The organism is Massilia sp. CT11-137 (assembly GCF_047302885.1).
Lineage (GTDB): Bacteria > Pseudomonadota > Gammaproteobacteria > Burkholderiales > Burkholderiaceae_D > Telluria > Telluria orientalis.
Map to the genome: position 1 here is coordinate 919,688 of NZ_JBKYMP010000002.1, position 16,552 is coordinate 936,239.

The following is a 16,552-nucleotide window of genomic DNA, read 5'->3' on the forward strand; positions in this document are numbered from 1 at the left end:
ATGAACTACGACGGCAAAACCGCACTGGTACTGGGACTCGGCGAATCGGGCCTGGCGATCGCGCTGTGGCTCGCGCGCCGCGGCGCCCGCGTGCGCGTGGCCGACACGCGGGCCGAACCCGCGCGCCTGCCCGCGCTGCGCGCTGCGGTGCCGGATGCGGACTTCGTCGCCGGCCCGTTCGCCGCGAACCTGCTGGACGGCGTGGACTTCGTCGCCGTCAGCCCGGGCCTCGCCCCGAACCGCGAACTCGCGGAGATCGCGCCGGCGGCCGTCGAACGCCACGTGCCGCTGTGGGGCGAGATCGAGTTGTTCGCGCAGGCGCTGTCGGCGCTGAAGGCGGAGCAGGGGTATTCCCCGAAAGTCATCGCCATCACGGGCACCAATGGCAAGACGACGGTGACGAGCCTCACCGGCCTGCTGTGCCGCCGCGCCGGTCTCACGACGAAGGTCGCGGGCAACATCAGCCCCGCCGCACTGGACGTGCTGCGCGAGGTGCTTGATGCGGATGAGCTCCCGCAGGCCTGGGTGCTGGAACTCTCCAGCTTCCAGCTGCACACGACGTACAACCTGAACCCGGACGCGGCGACGGTCCTGAACATCACGCAGGACCACCTCGACTGGCACGGCAGCATGGCCGCCTACGCCGCCGACAAGGCGCGCATCTTCGGCGCCGACACCGTCCGCGTGCTGAACCGCGACGACAGCGTCGTGATGGGCATGACGGCGCCGGGCGCGACGATCACCACGTTCGGCACGGGCGAACCGGATGCGCCGGGCAGCTTCGGTCTCGTGAACGAGCGCGGCGTGCTGTGGCTTGCGAATGCGAATCCGGGTGAAGAACCCGAGAAGAAGAAAAAGAAGAACGAGCCGGTGGAGCCGATCGACGTGATCGTCAATCGATTGATGCCGGCCGACGCGCTGCGCATCCGCGGCCTGCACAACGCCTCCAACGCGCTGGCCGCGCTGGCGCTGTGCCGCGCTTGTGGCCTGCCGCTGGCGCCGCTGCTGCACGGCCTGCGCGATTACCAGGGCGAGCCGCACCGCGTCGAACTGGTCACCAGCATCGACAACGTCGAGTACTACGACGATTCCAAGGGCACGAACGTGGGCGCGACGGTCGCCGCGCTGGAAGGCCTCGGTAAAACGTTCGGCGAGACCGATCGCCAGATCCTGCTCATCGCCGGCGGCGACGGCAAGGGCCAGGATTTCAGCCCGCTCGCGGGCCCGTGCGCGCGCTACGTGCGCGCCGTGCTGCTGATCGGCCGCGACGGCCCCGCCATCGGCGCCGCATTGGCCCCCACCGGCGTGCCGTGCTTCGACCTCCCGGACTTGCCTAGCGCCGTGCGCCGCGCGAGCGGCCTGGCGAAATCGGGTGACGTCGTGCTGCTGTCGCCCGCGTGCGCGAGCCTGGACATGTTCACGAACTACGCGCACCGCGCCCAGGCCTTCGTCGACGCCGTGCGCGACATCGCGCTCGAGAAGGGACAGGATCTCTGATGGCCTTCCAGATTCCCTTCAAGTTCGGCGGCAGCTCCAGCGACGCGGGAAACAGCGCGATCGCGACGCGCGCACGCCCGTCGCGCATGATGGAATACGACCAGCCGCTCGTGTGGGTCGTGCTGCTGCTGATGCTGTTCGGGATGGTGATGGTGTACTCGGCGTCGATCGCGCTGCCGGACTCGCCCAAGTTCGCCTACCTCGCCGGCAAGAATAACTACTTCCTGGTGCGCCAGGCCATGTTCATCGTGATCTCGATGGTGACGGGCCTGTTCGTCTTCCGTATTCCCGTCGCGACGTGGCAGCGCTTCGCGCCGCTGATGTTCGTCGCCACGCTGGTCCTGCTGGCGCTCGTGCTGATCCCCGGCGTCGGCGTCGTCGTCAACGGCGCGCGCCGCTGGCTGTCGCTGAAGATTTTCAATTTGCAGCCGTCCGAGATCATGAAGGTGGTGTCCGTGCTGTACGCGGCCGACTTCACGGTGCGCAAGCAGCAGTACATGCACAAGCTGACGAAGGGCTTCATGCCGATGGCCGCCGCGATGGCGCTCGTCGGCGCGCTGCTGATGCTCGAACCCGACCTCGGCGCGTTCGGCGTCGTCGTCTGCATCTCGATGGGCATCCTGTTCCTCGGCGGCTTCAACATGATCTGGTTCGGCGGCATCGGCGCCATCCTCGTGCTGGTGTTCTCGACCATCATCGCGCTGTCGCCGTTCCGCCGCGCGCGCATGTTCGCGTACATGAACCCGTGGGAAGAGGGCAATGCGCTGGACAAGGCGTACCAGCTGACGCACTCGCTGATCGCGTTCGGCCGCGGCGAATTCTTCGGCGTGGGCCTGGGCGGTTCCGTCGAGAAGCTGCACTACCTGCCGGAAGCGCACACCGACTTCATCATGGCCGTCATCGGCGAGGAACTGGGTCTCGTCGGCGTGCTCATCGTGATCGGCCTGTTCTACTGGCTCGTCAAGCGCGCGTTCGACATCGGCCGCCAGGCCATCGCGCTGGAACAGCACTTCGCCGGCCTCGCCGCGAAAGGCATCGGCATCTGGATCGGCGTGCAGGTGTTCATCAACATGGGCGTGAACCTGGGCCTGCTGCCCACGAAGGGCCTGACGTTGCCGCTGATGAGCTATGGTGGTTCCGGCGTGCTGTTCAACTGCGTGGGTCTCGCGATCCTGCTGCGCATCGATTACGAAAACCGGGTACGGATGCGGGGAGGCCGTCAATGACCAGGAAGCTCATGATCATGGCCGCCGGCACCGGTGGCCACATCTTTCCCGGCATCGCCATCGCGCAATCGATGCGCGAGCGCGGCTGGGAAGTCTCGTGGCTGGGCACGCAGCACGGCATGGAAAAGGATATCGTGCCGAAGCACGGCATCCCGATGGATTCCATCGACTTCGCCGGCATGCGCGGCAAGGGCATCGCGCACACGGTGTCCGGCGCGTTCAAGCTCGTCGCCAGCTTTGCATCAATCCGCAAGTACCTCGCATTGCGCCGCCCGGACGTCGTGCTGGGCATGGGCGGCTACGTGACGGTGCCGGGCGGGATGATGGCGCGCGCGCGCGGCATCCCGTTGGCGCTCGTGAACGCGGATGCGGCCCTGCTCCTGTCGAACAAGACCTTGAGCCCGCTCGCGCAGCGCGTGCTGTTCGGCTTCCCGGCCGATTTCGGCAAGGCGGCAGGTAAAGCCGTCGTCACCGGCAACCCGGTGCGCAAGGAAATCCTCGAGATGCCCTCGCCGGGGCACCGCTTCGCCGGCCGCACCGGCCCGCTGAACATCCTCGTCGTCGGCGGCAGCCTCGGTGCGAAGGTGCTCAACGACAGCGTGCCGGCCGCGCTGGCGCTGATCCCGGAAGGGCTGCGTCCGACCGTGACCCACCAGTCGGGCAAGAAGAACATCGATGCGTTGCGTGCCGCGTACGCGCAGGCGGGCGTGCAGGCGAACGTGGTCGACTTCATCGACGACATGGCGGCGGAATATGCGAACGCGGACCTCGTGATCTGCCGCGCCGGCGCGATCACGATCTCGGAACTGACGGCGGCCGGCGTCGCGAGCGTGCTCGTGCCGTTCGTCGCCAGCACGACGAGCCACCAGCGCGACAACGCGATCTGGATGGCGGGGCAGAAGGCGGCCGTGCACCTGCCGCAAGGCGAACTGAATCCGCAGCAGCTGGCAAAGCTGCTGCAAACCACCACGCGCGACGACTGCCTGGCGATGGCCGAGGCGGCGCAGGCCGTGGGACGGCGCGACGCCAATGCGGCGATCGCGCGCGTACTTGAAGAACTGGCGAACGGCGGACAATGAAACACAAGATCAAACACATTCACTTCGTCGGCATCGGCGGCAGCGGCATGAGCGGCATCGCGGAAGTGCTGCTGAACCTCGGCTATAAAGTGTCGGGCTCGGACCTCGCGTCGAACGCGGCCAGCCAGCGCCTGCAGCAGCTGGGCGCGGACGTGCGCATCGGCCACGCGGCGGACAACATCGCCGGCGCGGACGCCGTCGTCACGTCGACCGCCGTCAACGAAGCGAATCCGGAAGTCGTCGCCGCGCGCGCCGCGAAAGTCCCCATCGTCCCGCGCGCGATCATGCTGGGCGAGCTGATGCGCCTGAAGCGCGGCATCGCCATCGCCGGCACGCACGGCAAGACGACGACGACGAGCCTCGTCGCGTCCGTGCTCGCGCAGGGTGGCCTGGACCCGACGTTCGTCATCGGCGGGCGCCTGAACAGCGCGGGCGCCAACGCGAAGCTGGGCACCGGCGACTACATCGTGGCCGAGGCGGACGAATCGGATGCGTCGTTCCTGAACCTGTCGCCGATGATCGAGGTGATCACCAACATCGACGCCGACCACATGGACACGTACGAACACGACTTCGAGAAGCTGAAGGGCGCGTTCGTCAACTTCACGCACCGCCTGCCGTTCTACGGCCGCGCGATGATGTGCATCGACGACGCGAACGTGCGGGCTATCCTGCCGCAGGTGACGAAGCCCGTGACCACGTACGGCTTTTCGGAAGACGCCGAAGTGCGCGCCCTGAACGCGCGCGCCCAAGGCATCCAGATGCATTTCACCGTGCGCCAGCAGGGTTATCCGGACACGGACTTCGTGCTGAATCAGCCGGGCATGCACAACGTGCTGAACGCCTGTTCCGCGATCGCGATCGCGCGCGAGATCGGCGTGCCGGACGAAGCGACGGCGCAGGGCCTGCGCGAATTCAACGGCGTGGGCCGCCGCTTCACGCGCTACGGCGAGATCGAACTGCCGCAGGGCGGCAGCTTCACGCTCGTCGACGACTACGGCCACCACCCGGTGGAAGCCCAGGTCACGCTGGCCGCCGCGCGCGCCGCGTATCCGGGCCGCCGCCTCGTGCTGGCGTTCCAGCCGCACCGCTATAGCCGCACCCGCGACCTGTTCGAGGACTTCGTCAAGGTGCTGGCCGCGCCGGACGTGCTGCTGCTGGCCGAGGTGTATCCGGCCGGCGAAGCCCCGATCGTGGCGGCGGACGGCCGCGCGCTCGCGCGTGCGCTGCGCGCGGGCGGCCAGGTCGAACCGATTTTCGTGGAAGCGATCGCCGACATGCCGGCGACGATCCTCAAGGTGGCGCGCGACGGCGACGTCGTGCTCACCATGGGCGCCGGCTCCATCGGCGGCGTTCCCCATCAACTGACATCGCATCAGAAGGTAGCGCAGTAAAAGGTCCAACTATGAGTATTACTGAAACCGAAGCAAAAGCCCTGGGCAAGGTCGGCGTGCTGTTCGGCGGCCGCTCCGCCGAGCGCGAGATTTCGCTGATTTCGGGCGGCGGCGTGCTGCAGGCGCTGAAATCGAAGGGGATCGACGCGCATGCGTTCGACCCGGCCGAGCGCTCGCTGGCCGAACTGGCCGCGGAAAAATTCGACCGCGTGTTCATCGCGTTGCACGGCCGCTACGGCGAGGACGGCACGCTGCAGGGCGCGCTGGAACTGCTGGGCATCCCGTACACGGGCAGCGGCGTGATGGCGTCCTCCGTCGGCATGGACAAGGTCACGACCAAGATCGTGTGGCTGGCGGCCGGTGTGCCGACGCCGCGCTACGTCACCATCGCCGCCGGTGCGAACGTCGACACGGACGCCATCGTCGCCGAACTGGGCCTGCCGCTGATCGTCAAGCCGCCGCTCGAAGGTTCCACGATCGGCATCACCAAGGTGACCGACGCGGCAGCGCTGCAGGCCGCCGTCGACCTGGCGCGCCAGTACGACAAGGTGGTGCTGGTCGAGCAGTTCATCCAGGGCCGCGAATTTTCCGTGCCGGTGCTGGGCAGCGGCCCCACCGCGCGCGCGCTGCCGATCGTGGAGATCGTCGCGCCCGAGGGCAATTACGACTACCAGAACAAGTACTTCACGGACGACACCAAGTACCACTGCCCGGCGCCGCTGGATGCGGCGACGACGGCCGCGATCCAGGCGCACGTGGTGAACGCGTACCGTGCGCTCGGCTGCGAAGGCTGGAGCCGCATCGACGTGCTGCTGCGCGCGTCGGACAACGAGCCGTTCCTGCTGGAGGTGAACACGTCGCCGGGCATGACGACGCACTCGCTCGTGCCGATGGCGGCGCGTGCCGAGGGCACGAGTTACGAAGACCTGTGCGTGGACATCCTGCGCTCCGCCAGCCTGAAAGCTGGCCAGGCCAAGAAGGGATAAGGAAGCAAAGATGTGGCATGACGTGCGAGCTCTGAATGCAACCGCCAGCGCGCTCACCGCGCTGGTGGTGCTCGCGTGTGTGGCGTCGGGAGTGTGGTGGCTGTCGCAGCGCCCGATGTTCACGTTGCGCGCGGTGCGGGTCGAGAGCATGTACGGGCTGGACCTGCAGCACGTGAACGAGCTGACGGTGCGTAACGGGGTGCTCGGGAAGATCAGCGGTAACTTCTTCACGACGGACCTCGAACAGGTGCGCACCACCTTCGAGGCCGTGCCGTGGGTGCGCAAGGCCAGCGTGCGCCGCGAGTGGCCGAACCAGCTGATCGTGCAGGTGGAAGAGCACGAGGCGCTCGGCACCTGGGGCGGGGACGGCAAGCTGTTGTCGGTGAAGGGCGACGTGTTCACGGCCAACCTGGGCGAGGCCGAGGCCGACGAGGACCACGCACTGCCTGCGTTCGATGGTCCTCCCGGCAGCGAGAAGGAAGTGCTGACGCGCTTCGCGGAACTGCGCCGCTGGTTCGCGCCGATCCGCCTGATGCCGGAGTCGATCAGCCTGTCGAACCGCTACGCCTGGACCGTGAAGCTGAACAACGGCATGAGCGTGGAGTTGGGGCGCGAGAAGGACAAGGACACGCTGCACGGGCGCGTGCAGCGGCTGGTGAGCATTTACCCCCAGCTGGTGGCTAGACTGCAGGAGGGGCGCATCGATACGATCGACATGCGCTATCCGAACGGTCTCGCATTGTCCTCGGCGGCATTGACCGTGCCGGCGGATGCGACCAAGCCCGTGAAGGCGGCAGTGAAGAAAAAAACAAATACCAAAACTACAAAGCAGATCTAATTTAAGCAGGCGACAGCAAACATGACAAAAGACGCGAAGAACCTGATCGTCGGCCTCGACATCGGTACCTCGAAGGTGGTGGCGGTAGTGGCCGAAGTGATGGCCGATGGCCGCCACGAGGTGATCGGACTGGGCCAGCACGAATCCAAGGGTTTGAAGAAGGGCGTTGTCGTCAACATCGAAGCGACCGTCGAATCCATCCAGCGCGCGCTCGAGGAAGCCGAGCTGATGGCCGACTGCAAGATCCGCAACGTGTATGCGGGGATCGCCGGCAGCCATATCCGTTCGTTCAACTCGAGCGGCATGGTCGCCATCAAGGACAAGGAAGTGACGGCCACGGACGTGGCGCGCGTGATCGAGACGGCGAAGGCCGTGAACATCCCGACCGACCAGCAGCTGCTGCACACGGTGCCGCAGGAATTCATCGTCGACAACCAGGAAGACGTGCGCGAGCCGATCGGCATGAGCGGCATCCGCCTCGAGGTGCGCGTGCACATCGTCACCGGTGCGGTGTCCGCGGTCCAGAATATTGTAAAGTGCGTGCGCCGCTGCGGCCTCGAGGTCTCGGACCTGATCCTGCAGCCGATGGCGTCGGCCGATTCCGTGCTGACGAACGACGAGAAGGAACTGGGCGTCGTGCTGATCGACATCGGCGGCGGCACCACCGACATCGCGGTGTTCAGCGACGGCGCGATCCGCCACACGGCCGTGCTGCCGATCGCCGGCGACCAGATCACGAGCGACATCGCGATGGCGCTGCGCACGCCGACGGGCGAGGCGGAAGAGATCAAGATCCGCTACGGCGTGGCCAAGCAGGTGCTGGCCGATCCGGGCGAGTCGCTGGAAGTGCCGGGCCTCGGCGACCGCGGACCGCGTTCGCTGTCGCGCCAGGCGCTGGCTGCCGTGATCGAGCCGCGCGTGGAAGAACTGTTCGCGATGGTGCACCAGGTCGTGCGCGAGTCCGGCTACGAAGGCGTGCTCTCGTCGGGCATCGTGCTGACCGGCGGCTCGTCGATCATGCCGGGCATGATCGAAATGGCGGAAGACATCTTCCTGAAGCCGGCGCGCCTCGGCACGCCGGAATACCGCGGCCAACTGGCGGACGTCGTGCGCAGCCCGCGCTACGCGACGGTCCTCGGTCTGCTGCTGGAAGCGAAAAAACAGTACCTGCGCGGTCATATCGTCACCCGTCAGGACGGGTCGGTGAAGGCAGTGTGGCAACGAATGAAAGAGTGGTTCCTCGGGAATTTCTGAGGCGGCGGAGGACCGCAGCGCGCGTGAGCCAGGATGGGAACAACGTAAACGCAACGCGTGGCGGGTTTTTCGGAGTGGTTGTAACAGCTAGTAGCAGATTTGCTTGGTAACGGACACGAAACATTTTTAAAATAGTGGCGCGTTTCCAATCTCGAGTCCTGGCGATGTCCGCGAGGATTCGGGCTTGGAAACGGCTCATCGAGATTAGGAGTTCATCATGGAGTTCGATATGGTCGATAACGCAGCATTGGGCACGGTCATCAAGGTCGTCGGCGTTGGCGGCGCGGGTGGCAATGCGGTCCAGCATATGATCAACAAGGGCGTCGCCGGCGTGGAGTTCATCGCGGCGAATACCGACGCCCAGGCGCTGGCCGCATCCAGCGCCCACAACATCATCCAGATCGGCGAGTCCGGCCTGGGTGCGGGCATGCGTCCGGAAATCGGCCGCCAGCTGGCCGAGCAATCGCGCATGCGCATCGAAGACGCGCTGCGCGGCGCGCACATGGTCTTCATCGCCGCCGGCATGGGCGGCGGCACCGGCACCGGCGCCGCGCCGATCGTCGCGGAAGTCGCCAAGAGCCTGGGCGCGCTGACCGTGGCCGTCGTCTCGAAGCCGTTCTCGTACGAAGGCCAGAAGTGCATGGACGTCGCCGAAAACGGCCTGAACGAACTGACCAAGCACGTCGACTCGCTGATCGTCATCCTGAACGAGAAGCTGGAAGACATCTACGAAGACGAATCGATGCTGGACTGGATGAAGCATGCGGACGATGTGCTGAACAACGCCGTCGCCGGTATCGCCGAGATCATCAACGTCCCGGGCCACATCAACGTCGACTTCAACGACGTGAAGACCATCATGAGCGAGCAGGGCAAGGCCATGATGGGCACCGCGACCGCGTCGGGCGTCGATCGCGCGCGCATCGCCGCCGAACAGGCCGTCGCTTCGCCGCTGCTGGACGGCATCGACCTGTCGGGCGCGAAGGGCGTCCTGGTGAACGTCACCGCGTCGCGCGGCCTGAAAGGCAAGGAGATCAAGGAAGTCATGGCCGCCGTGCGCGCCTTCGCGGCACCGGACGCCGCGATCGCACAAGGCATCGCCTACGACGACGAGATGGGCGACGAACTGCGCGTGACCGTCGTCGCGACGGGCCTGGGCAAGAACAAGGCCAACATCTCGCTGGTGCAGCCGCAGCAGGTGCTGCGCACCGGCACGTACGGCGCGCCGATGATGTCGGGCACCCCGGGCGTGACGGCCGGCGTGACCATGGGTACGGCGACCGCCGGCGCGATGGACGGCATGAAGCAGCCGGCCGTGTGGCGCCGCGAGCAGGCCTCCGAGCAGGTGCGCGCGATGCAGAACAACGGTGTCGAGACCTACGACATCCCGGCGTTCCTGCGCAAGCAAGCCGACTAAGTAGCAGACTCCAACGCCGGCTGACCACCGGCGCTCCATGATGCGGGGCCAGGCTGTTCCAAGCAGCCTGGCCTTTCGTTTTTGAGAACCGGGGTCAGAGCCCGATTTTTGGAATTGGCTCGTGGGCAGTTGCCAAAATAAGGGCTCTGACCCCGGTTTGGGCTGGATCAGGCATACTTGCGGGTTCTTGAAACTTGAAAGGAATACCACCATGACGATCCAGATCGGCGACCGCCTGCCGGAAGGCGCCCTGCAAGAATTCATCGACGTCGAAACCGAAGGCTGCGCACTCGGTCCGAACACGTTCAACGTGGCCGACCTCGTGAAAGGTAAAACCATCGCCATCTTCGGCCTGCCGGGCGCCTTCACCCCGACCTGCTCCGCGCAGCACCTGCCCGGCTACATCCAGCTGGCCGACCAGCTGAAAGCCAAGGGCGTCGACGAGATCTGGTGCATCTCCGTGAACGACGCGTTCGTGATGGGCGCGTGGGGCCGCGACCAGAAGGCCACCGGCATCGTGCGCATGATGGCCGACGGCAGCGCCACGTTCACCAAGGCCCTGGGCCTGGAATTCGACCTCGTCGCCAAGGGCTTCGGCGTGCGCTCCAAGCGCTACTCGATGCTGGTGCAGGACGGCGTCGTCAAGCAGCTGAACATCGAGAACGGCGGCTTCGACGTGTCGTCGGCCGAGACGCTGCTCAAGCAACTGGGCTGATCGACCCTTGATCATCAACACCGAAACGCCGGACCAGCCCGAGGTGCGCGACATGCTCGCGCGCCTCGACGCGTACTGCGCGGCGCTGTATCCGGCCGAGAGCAACCACCTGATGGACGTCGCGTCGCTGATGCAGGGCGACGTGCTGTTCCTGGTCGCGCGCGACGTCGACGGTGCGGCGGTCGGGTGCGCGGCGCTCGTCAACCAGCAGGAGTATGGCTCAGTTTATGGTGAGATCAAACGCATGTTCGTGGACGAGCGCAAGCGCGGCCTCGGCACCGGGCGCAAGCTGCTCGAGCACCTCGTGATGTTCGCGCGGATGTCCGGCCTGTCGGTGCTGCGCCTGGAGACCGGCATTCACCAGCCGGAAGCCATCGGGTTGTACGAGCGTCTCGGCTTCGAGCGCCGCGCGCCGTTCGGCGATTACCGGGAGGATCCGCTGTCGCTGTTCATGGAGATGCCGCTTTGAGAGATCGCCCATGAGCCGCCTCGCCGGGAACATGCGCAGCATTCGCGCGATGCTGGTCTGCGTCGCCATGTTCTCCATCATGGACATGACGATGAAGCTCCTGTCCGCGCACTTCCCGGCGATGCAGGTGGCGTCGATCCGCGCGTTGTCCGCGCTGCCGCTCGTCGGCGCTTATTTATTCTGGCGCGGCGGCCAGCGGTCGCTCTGGCAGATCCGCTGGCCGCTGCACCTGCTGCGCGGCGCGATCGGCATCGCGATGCTGGCGCTGTTCACGTACGGCCTCAAGACGCTGTCGCTGGCCGAAGCGTATTCGATCTTTTTCATCGGCCCGATCCTGATCACGGTGCTGTCCGTGTTCGTGCTGGGCGAGCGCGTGAACGGCGCGCGCTGGATCGCGATCGGCGTCGGCATGGCCGGCGTGCTCGTCGTGCTGCGGCCGACCGGCGCCGGCTTTTTCTCGCTGGGCGGACTCGCGGTGCTGACCGCGGCCGTGTGCTATGCCGTGTCGGCCGTGGCCGGACGCGTGCTCGCGCGCACGGACCGGGGCGAGCACATGATGTTCTGGCTGATGGTGCTGATGGCGATCGGTGCGACGCCCATGGCCGCGCCCGCGTGGGTGCCCGTGCAGGCCGGGCACTGGCTGCTGATCCTGATGCTGGCCGTGAGCGGCTTTTTCGGCCAGCTGGCGCTGACGGAGGCGTTCAGCCACGGCGAGGCGTCCGTGGTGGCGCCGTTCGAATACACGGCGCTGGCCTGGGGCGTGGCCATCGACTGGCTCATGTGGAAAACCTTGCCAGATGAATACACTTTACTGGGCGCCGCCATCATCATCGGCAGTGGCCTGTACCTGATCCGCCACGAAACCACTCACGCGGAAGCCGAGCATCCTTGAAAACGTGGTGTTCCTGCCACCGGGGCAGGCGGGTCCCGGCAAGGCTGTAAACGCTACGATATAATCGAACGATGCTCAAACAACGAACCATCAAACAACTGGTGCGCACGACAGGTGTCGGCTTGCACTCCGGCACCAAGGTCGAGCTGACCCTGCGTCCGGCGGCCGCCGATATGGGCATCGTGTTCCGCCGCGTCGATCTCGACCCCATCGTCGAGTTCCCGTCGAATGCCGATATCGTGGGCGATACACGCATGGCGTCGGTGCTCACGCAGGGCAATGCGCGCGTCTCGACCGTCGAGCACCTGATGTCGGCCTGCGCCGGCCTCGGCATCGACAACCTGTACGTCGACGTCACGGCCGAAGAGATTCCGATCATGGACGGTTCCGCGTCGTCGTTCGTCTTCCTGCTGCAGCAGGCGGGTGTGCAGGAGCAGGCCGCGCCCAAGAAATTCATCCGCGTGCTGAAACCCGTGGAAGTCCGCCAGGGCAGCGGTGCCAACGAGAAATGGGCGCGCCTGACCCCGTACGACGGCTTCAAGCTCGACTTCTTCATCGAATTCAACCACCCGGCCGTGGACGGCACGACGCAGCGCGCGATCGTCGACTTCGGCAAGGTCTCGTACGTGCACGACGTGGCGCGTGCCCGCACGTTCGGCTTCATGCAGGACGTGGAAAGCCTGCGCGGCATGGGCCTGGCGCGCGGCGGCTCGCTGGAAAACGCGATCGTGATGGACGAGTACCGCATCCTGAATGCGGACGGCCTGCGCTACGACGACGAGTTCGTGCGCCATAAAATCCTCGACGCGATCGGCGACCTGTATCTCGTCGGCTCGCCGCTGCTGGCCAGCTACGAGGCGCACAAGTCGGGCCACGGCCTGAACAACCTGCTGCTGCGCGAGCTGCTGGCGCATCCGGAATCGTACGAGATCGTGACGTTCGATGCGCAGGAGCGGGCGCCCGTGTCGTATGGGGCGCAGATGGAAAGGGAGTGGGCGCTGACCTGAGGCGCCGGCTTTAGCTTACCCGCGTCCCCAAACAACGTCGTTCCCGCGCAGGCGGAAACCCAATGCAGGCCGGCACTGCGCTAACGCACTTGGATGCCCGCCTTCGCGGGAAGTCATTTCCGGCAGTGCCGGGAATGACGGTGTTAAGGTAACGGCGCTTGTTACTTTCACGACGGTCTCGCAGTAACGACGCTCCTATTTCTTCCGTCTCTCCGCCAGCCTCTTGATTGCCGCGATCAGCCCCGCGTTCTGCGGCGTTTCTGGCAACGTCTCCCCCAACTGCTCGAACGCATCCACCGCCGTCGGCGGCAAGGTCAGCGAGGACGGCTTCAGCTCCTCGCGCACGGGCACGTTCGGCCGCATCTGGATCTTGATGCGCACGTTCTCCACCTGCCATCCCTTTTTCTGCAAACCCGCCTGCAGCTTGGGCAGCTGCTGCTTGAGCTTGGCCGCGACGGCGGAAGAGGGCACGGCGAGGGTCAGCACGGCATCCTGGAACGACAGCACGTCGCAGCCGGCGTACATCGGCGGCAGGATCGCTTTGACGTCGCGCTGCAAATTGCCCACGCGCAGGGCGGTCGGCATCAGGGCGGCGAGGCGGTCGTTGGCGCGCAGGAAGTCGGTCGCCACGAACGACGTCTTGCGGTCGCGGGTGCCGTAGATATGGAAGGGACGCTGCTGATTGTTCGTGGACTGCATGCTCGGAACATACCACAGCCGCCGGCCCTGCCGCGAAGAATCGTGCGTCTTGTGTGAAATCGAATGCAGTTTGATAACATTTTTTGCCAGCCGCACTTGTGATCCGCCGGGCGACCCCCAAGTGTGGCCGGATCGCATGATAAAATCGGTGGCTTTTTGCCATTGGTGCTCTCGGGGAGATATGTTTTTGCTATCATCCTGGGCTCCTCGGACCTTTTTCGCGGCGTACTTTTGAAGAACACAGCATGTCATTCCTGACCAAGATTTTCGGCAGCCGTAACCAGCGTCTGCTCAAGCAATACCAAAAATCCGTACGCGAGATCAACGCGCTCGAGCCGCAGATGGAAGCGCTGTCCGATGCCGATCTCCAGGCAAAGACAAACGAATTCAAGCAACGCCTGGCCGGGGGCGCCACGCTGGACGACATCCTCGTGGAAGCCTTCGCCGTCTGCCGCGAAGCCGCCAAGCGCGTCATGAAGATGCGCCACTTCGACGTGCAGCTGATCGGCGGCATGGTCCTTCACTACGGCAAGATCGCCGAGATGGGCACCGGCGAGGGTAAAACGCTGATGGCGACCCTGCCCGTGTACCTGAACGCGCTGTCCGGCAAGGGCGTGCACGTCGTGACGGTCAACGATTACCTGGCCCAGCGCGACGCCGAGCAGATGGGCCGCCTGTACGGCTGGCTCGGTTTGACGACGGGCGTGAACCTGTCGCAGATGGATCACGACAGCAAGCAGAAAGCCTACGGTTCCGACATCACCTACGGCACCAACAACGAATACGGCTTCGACTACCTGCGCGACAACATGGTCTACGAGATGCGCGAGCGTGTGCAGCGTGGCCTGAACTTCGCCGTGGTCGACGAGGTGGACTCGATCCTGATCGACGAAGCGCGTACGCCGCTGATCATTTCCGGACAGGCCGAGAACCACACGGAGCTGTACCACAAGATCAACGAAGTCCCGCCGCTGCTGACCCTGCAGATCGGCGAGGAGACGCCGGACGGCAGGGGCAACATCGAAGTCCCGGGCGACTACACGAAGGACGAGAAGGCGCACACCGTGCTGCTGACCGAGGCCGGCCACGAAAAGGCCGAGGCCATCCTCACGAAGATGGGCCTGCTGCCGGAAGGCGCGTCGCTGTACGACGCCGCCAACATCACGCTGATCCACCACCTGTACGCCGCCCTGCGCGCGCACGTGCTGTACCACAAGGACCAGCACTACGTCGTGCAGAACAACGAGGTCGTGATCGTCGACGAATTCACCGGCCGCCTGATGACGGGCCGCCGCTGGTCCGACGGCCTGCACCAGGCCGTGGAAGCGAAAGAGGGTGTGCGCATCCAGAACGAGAACCAGACGCTGGCCTCGATCACCTTCCAGAACTACTTCCGCATGTACAGCAAGCTGTCGGGCATGACGGGTACGGCGGACACGGAAGCGTACGAATTCCAGGAGATCTACGGCCTGGAAACCGTCGTCGTCCCGCCGAACCGTCCGTCGCAGCGCAAGGACCGCCAGGACCAGGTGTACAAGACGGCGCAGGAAAAATACCAGGCGATGGTGAACGACATCCGCGACTGCTACGAGCGCGGCCAGCCGGTCCTCGTCGGTACGACGTCGATCGAGAACTCGGAACTGCTGTCGGGCATCCTGGACCAGGCCAAGCTGCCGCACAACGTGCTGAACGCGAAGCAGCACGCCCGCGAGGCGGAGATCATCGCGCAGGCCGGTCGTCCGAAGATGATCACCATCGCCACCAACATGGCCGGCCGCGGTACCGACATCGTCCTGGGCGGCAACGTCGAGAAGCAGATCCAGTTCATCGAAGCGGACGAATCGCTGTCGCCGGAACAGAAGGCCGAGCAGTCGGCCAAGCTGCGCGAGGAATGGCAATCGCTGCACGACCACGTCGTCGCGCAGGGCGGCCTGCACATCATCGGCACCGAACGCCACGAGTCGCGCCGCGTCGACAACCAGCTGCGCGGCCGTTCGGGCCGCCAGGGCGACCCGGGTTCGTCGCGCTTCTACCTGTCGCTGGACGACCCGTTGCTGCGCATCTTCGCGGGCGACCGCGTGCGCGCCGTGATGGACCGCCTCAAGATGCCGGAAGGCGAACCGATCGAAGCGGGCATGGTCACGCGCTCGATCGAAGGCGCGCAGCGCAAGGTCGAGGCCCGCAACTTCGACATCCGCAAGCAGCTGCTGGAATACGACGACGTCGCCAACGACCAGCGCAAGGTGATCTACACCCAGCGTAACGAGTTGCTGGAAGCGGCCGACATCTCCGAGCTGATCGCCAGCTTGCGCATCGGCGTGTTCACCGACGTCGTGCGCACCCATGTGCCGGCGGAGTCGGTGGAAGAGCAGTGGGACATCCCGACGCTGGAGCGCGTGCTGGCCGACGAATGGGCCCTGCCGGTGCCGCTGGCGAAGATGCTGGAGGAAGAGCCGAACCTGAACGACGACGACATCCTCGAGCGCGTGCTGGCCGCCGCGGAGAGCTCGTACGAAGCGAAGGTCGGCATCGTCGGCAAGGAAGCGTTCGGCGGCTTCGAGCGCAACGTCATGCTGCAGAACATCGACACGCACTGGCGCGAGCACCTGGCCGCGCTGGACCACCTGCGCCAGGGCATCCACCTGCGCGGTTATGCGCAGAAGAACCCGAAGCAGGAATACAAGCGCGAAGCGTTCGAACTGTTCGGCGCGATGCTCGACCAGATCAAGAACGAAGTCATCCGCACCATCATGACCGTCCGCATCCAGACCCGCGAGGAAGTCGAGGCGGCGGAAGCGGCGATGCAGGCAGCGGCTGCACACCTGGAAAACGTCAACTACCAGCACGCCGACTTCGACCCGACGGCGGCGCCGGAAGAACTGTTGGCGCCGCTCGCAGTCACTCCAGGCACGACGGCGATGGCGGACGATCCGGCCACCACCTACATGGGCGTGAAGGTCGGCCGCAACGACCCGTGCCCGTGCGGCAGCGGCAAGAAGTTCAAGGCTTGCCACGGCAAGCTGGCGTGATGCCGTAACCCCCAAAAAGAAGGCACCCGCGGGTGCCTTTTTTGTTGCTT

14 protein-coding genes are annotated in these 16,552 nt (G+C 65.5%); 13 read left to right on the plus strand and 1 reads right to left on the minus strand.

The window, feature by feature from the left end:
- The 12 genes from murD (at window position 1) to lpxC (ending at window position 12,774) form a co-directional block, all read left to right on the plus strand.
- Entirely contained in the window at window positions 1–1,497 is a 1,497-nt protein-coding gene (murD, locus tag ACEN98_RS20925; protein WP_413386896.1) for a UDP-N-acetylmuramoyl-L-alanine--D-glutamate ligase, read from the plus strand.
- The gene (gene ftsW / locus ACEN98_RS20930; protein WP_413339092.1) at window positions 1,497–2,723 is read left to right on the plus strand and encodes a putative lipid II flippase FtsW; all 1,227 of its coding nucleotides are present in this window, start codon (window positions 1,497–1,499) and stop codon (window positions 2,721–2,723) included. The genes murD and ftsW overlap by 1 nt, the downstream gene beginning before the upstream one ends.
- Window positions 2,720–3,802, plus strand: coding sequence for an undecaprenyldiphospho-muramoylpentapeptide beta-N-acetylglucosaminyltransferase (gene murG / locus ACEN98_RS20935; RefSeq protein WP_413386897.1), 1,083 nt, complete (start codon window positions 2,720–2,722; stop codon window positions 3,800–3,802). Before ftsW ends, murG begins: the two co-directional genes overlap by 4 nt.
- Entirely contained in the window at window positions 3,799–5,196 is a 1,398-nt protein-coding gene (gene murC, locus ACEN98_RS20940) for a UDP-N-acetylmuramate--L-alanine ligase (protein WP_413386898.1), read from the plus strand. The genes murG and murC overlap by 4 nt, the downstream gene beginning before the upstream one ends.
- 11 nt (window positions 5,197–5,207) lie before the next feature.
- A complete protein-coding gene (locus ACEN98_RS20945) occupies window positions 5,208–6,182 on the plus strand; it encodes a D-alanine--D-alanine ligase (RefSeq protein WP_413386899.1) in 975 nt (324 codons plus the stop codon).
- A 10-nt stretch (window positions 6,183–6,192) separates the two neighbouring features.
- Window positions 6,193–7,020: a cell division protein FtsQ/DivIB gene (locus ACEN98_RS20950; RefSeq protein WP_413386901.1), complete on the plus strand. Its 828-nt coding sequence runs from the start codon at window positions 6,193–6,195 to the stop codon at window positions 7,018–7,020.
- A 21-nt stretch (window positions 7,021–7,041) separates the two neighbouring features.
- Window positions 7,042–8,274: a cell division protein FtsA gene (gene ftsA / locus ACEN98_RS20955; protein WP_056122830.1), complete on the plus strand. Its 1,233-nt coding sequence runs from the start codon at window positions 7,042–7,044 to the stop codon at window positions 8,272–8,274.
- A gap of 217 nt (window positions 8,275–8,491) precedes the next feature.
- On the plus strand, window positions 8,492–9,691 hold the full coding sequence (ftsZ, locus tag ACEN98_RS20960) for a cell division protein FtsZ (RefSeq protein WP_056122832.1): 1,200 nt from the start codon (window positions 8,492–8,494) through the stop codon (window positions 9,689–9,691).
- A 211-nt stretch (window positions 9,692–9,902) separates the two neighbouring features.
- Window positions 9,903–10,406, plus strand: a complete 504-nt coding sequence (locus ACEN98_RS20965; protein ID WP_413339101.1) for a peroxiredoxin — start codon at window positions 9,903–9,905, stop codon at window positions 10,404–10,406.
- A 7-nt stretch (window positions 10,407–10,413) separates the two neighbouring features.
- Complete coding sequence (locus ACEN98_RS20970; protein WP_413339103.1) at window positions 10,414–10,875, plus strand: GNAT family N-acetyltransferase; 462 nt, start codon at window positions 10,414–10,416, stop codon at window positions 10,873–10,875.
- 10 nt (window positions 10,876–10,885) lie between these two features.
- The gene (locus ACEN98_RS20975) at window positions 10,886–11,767 is read left to right on the plus strand and encodes a DMT family transporter (protein WP_413386902.1); all 882 of its coding nucleotides are present in this window, start codon (window positions 10,886–10,888) and stop codon (window positions 11,765–11,767) included.
- Window positions 11,768–11,838: 71 nt separating this feature from the next.
- On the plus strand, window positions 11,839–12,774 hold the full coding sequence (gene lpxC / locus ACEN98_RS20980; RefSeq protein ID WP_413386903.1) for a UDP-3-O-acyl-N-acetylglucosamine deacetylase: 936 nt from the start codon (window positions 11,839–11,841) through the stop codon (window positions 12,772–12,774).
- 195 nt (window positions 12,775–12,969) lie between these two features.
- Here lpxC and ACEN98_RS20985 read toward each other — a convergent pair whose 3' ends face one another.
- Complete coding sequence (locus ACEN98_RS20985) at window positions 12,970–13,473, minus strand: DciA family protein (protein ID WP_413386904.1); 504 nt, start codon at window positions 13,471–13,473, stop codon at window positions 12,970–12,972.
- A 245-nt stretch (window positions 13,474–13,718) separates the two neighbouring features.
- Here ACEN98_RS20985 and secA point away from each other — a divergent pair, with 245 nt between their 5' ends.
- A complete protein-coding gene (secA, locus tag ACEN98_RS20990) occupies window positions 13,719–16,502 on the plus strand; it encodes a preprotein translocase subunit SecA (RefSeq protein ID WP_413386906.1) in 2,784 nt (927 codons plus the stop codon).
- Window positions 16,503–16,552: the final 50 nt, after the last annotated feature.

Excerpts from the sequence above, each read along its gene's own strand:
- ACEN98_RS20975 (WP_413386902.1), top strand. The coding sequence starts at position 10,886 with ATGAGCCGCCTCGCCGGGAACATGCGCAGCATTCGCGCGATGCTGGTC.
- murC (WP_413386898.1), top strand. The coding sequence starts at position 3,799 with ATGAAACACAAGATCAAACACATTCACTTCGTCGGCATCGGCGGCAGC.
- secA (WP_413386906.1), top strand. The coding sequence starts at position 13,719 with ATGTCATTCCTGACCAAGATTTTCGGCAGCCGTAACCAGCGTCTGCTC.
- ftsA (WP_056122830.1), top strand. The coding sequence starts at position 7,042 with ATGACAAAAGACGCGAAGAACCTGATCGTCGGCCTCGACATCGGTACC.
- murD (WP_413386896.1), top strand. The coding sequence starts at position 1 with ATGAACTACGACGGCAAAACCGCACTGGTACTGGGACTCGGCGAATCG.
- ACEN98_RS20950 (WP_413386901.1), top strand. The coding sequence starts at position 6,193 with ATGTGGCATGACGTGCGAGCTCTGAATGCAACCGCCAGCGCGCTCACC.
- ACEN98_RS20965 (WP_413339101.1), top strand. The coding sequence starts at position 9,903 with ATGACGATCCAGATCGGCGACCGCCTGCCGGAAGGCGCCCTGCAAGAA.
- murG (WP_413386897.1), top strand. The coding sequence starts at position 2,720 with ATGACCAGGAAGCTCATGATCATGGCCGCCGGCACCGGTGGCCACATC.
- ACEN98_RS20985 (WP_413386904.1), bottom strand. The coding sequence starts at position 13,473 with ATGCAGTCCACGAACAATCAGCAGCGTCCCTTCCATATCTACGGCACC.
- ftsZ (WP_056122832.1), top strand. The coding sequence starts at position 8,492 with ATGGAGTTCGATATGGTCGATAACGCAGCATTGGGCACGGTCATCAAG.
- ACEN98_RS20945 (WP_413386899.1), top strand. The coding sequence starts at position 5,208 with ATGAGTATTACTGAAACCGAAGCAAAAGCCCTGGGCAAGGTCGGCGTG.
- ftsW (WP_413339092.1), top strand. The coding sequence starts at position 1,497 with ATGGCCTTCCAGATTCCCTTCAAGTTCGGCGGCAGCTCCAGCGACGCG.
- lpxC (WP_413386903.1), top strand. The coding sequence starts at position 11,839 with ATGCTCAAACAACGAACCATCAAACAACTGGTGCGCACGACAGGTGTC.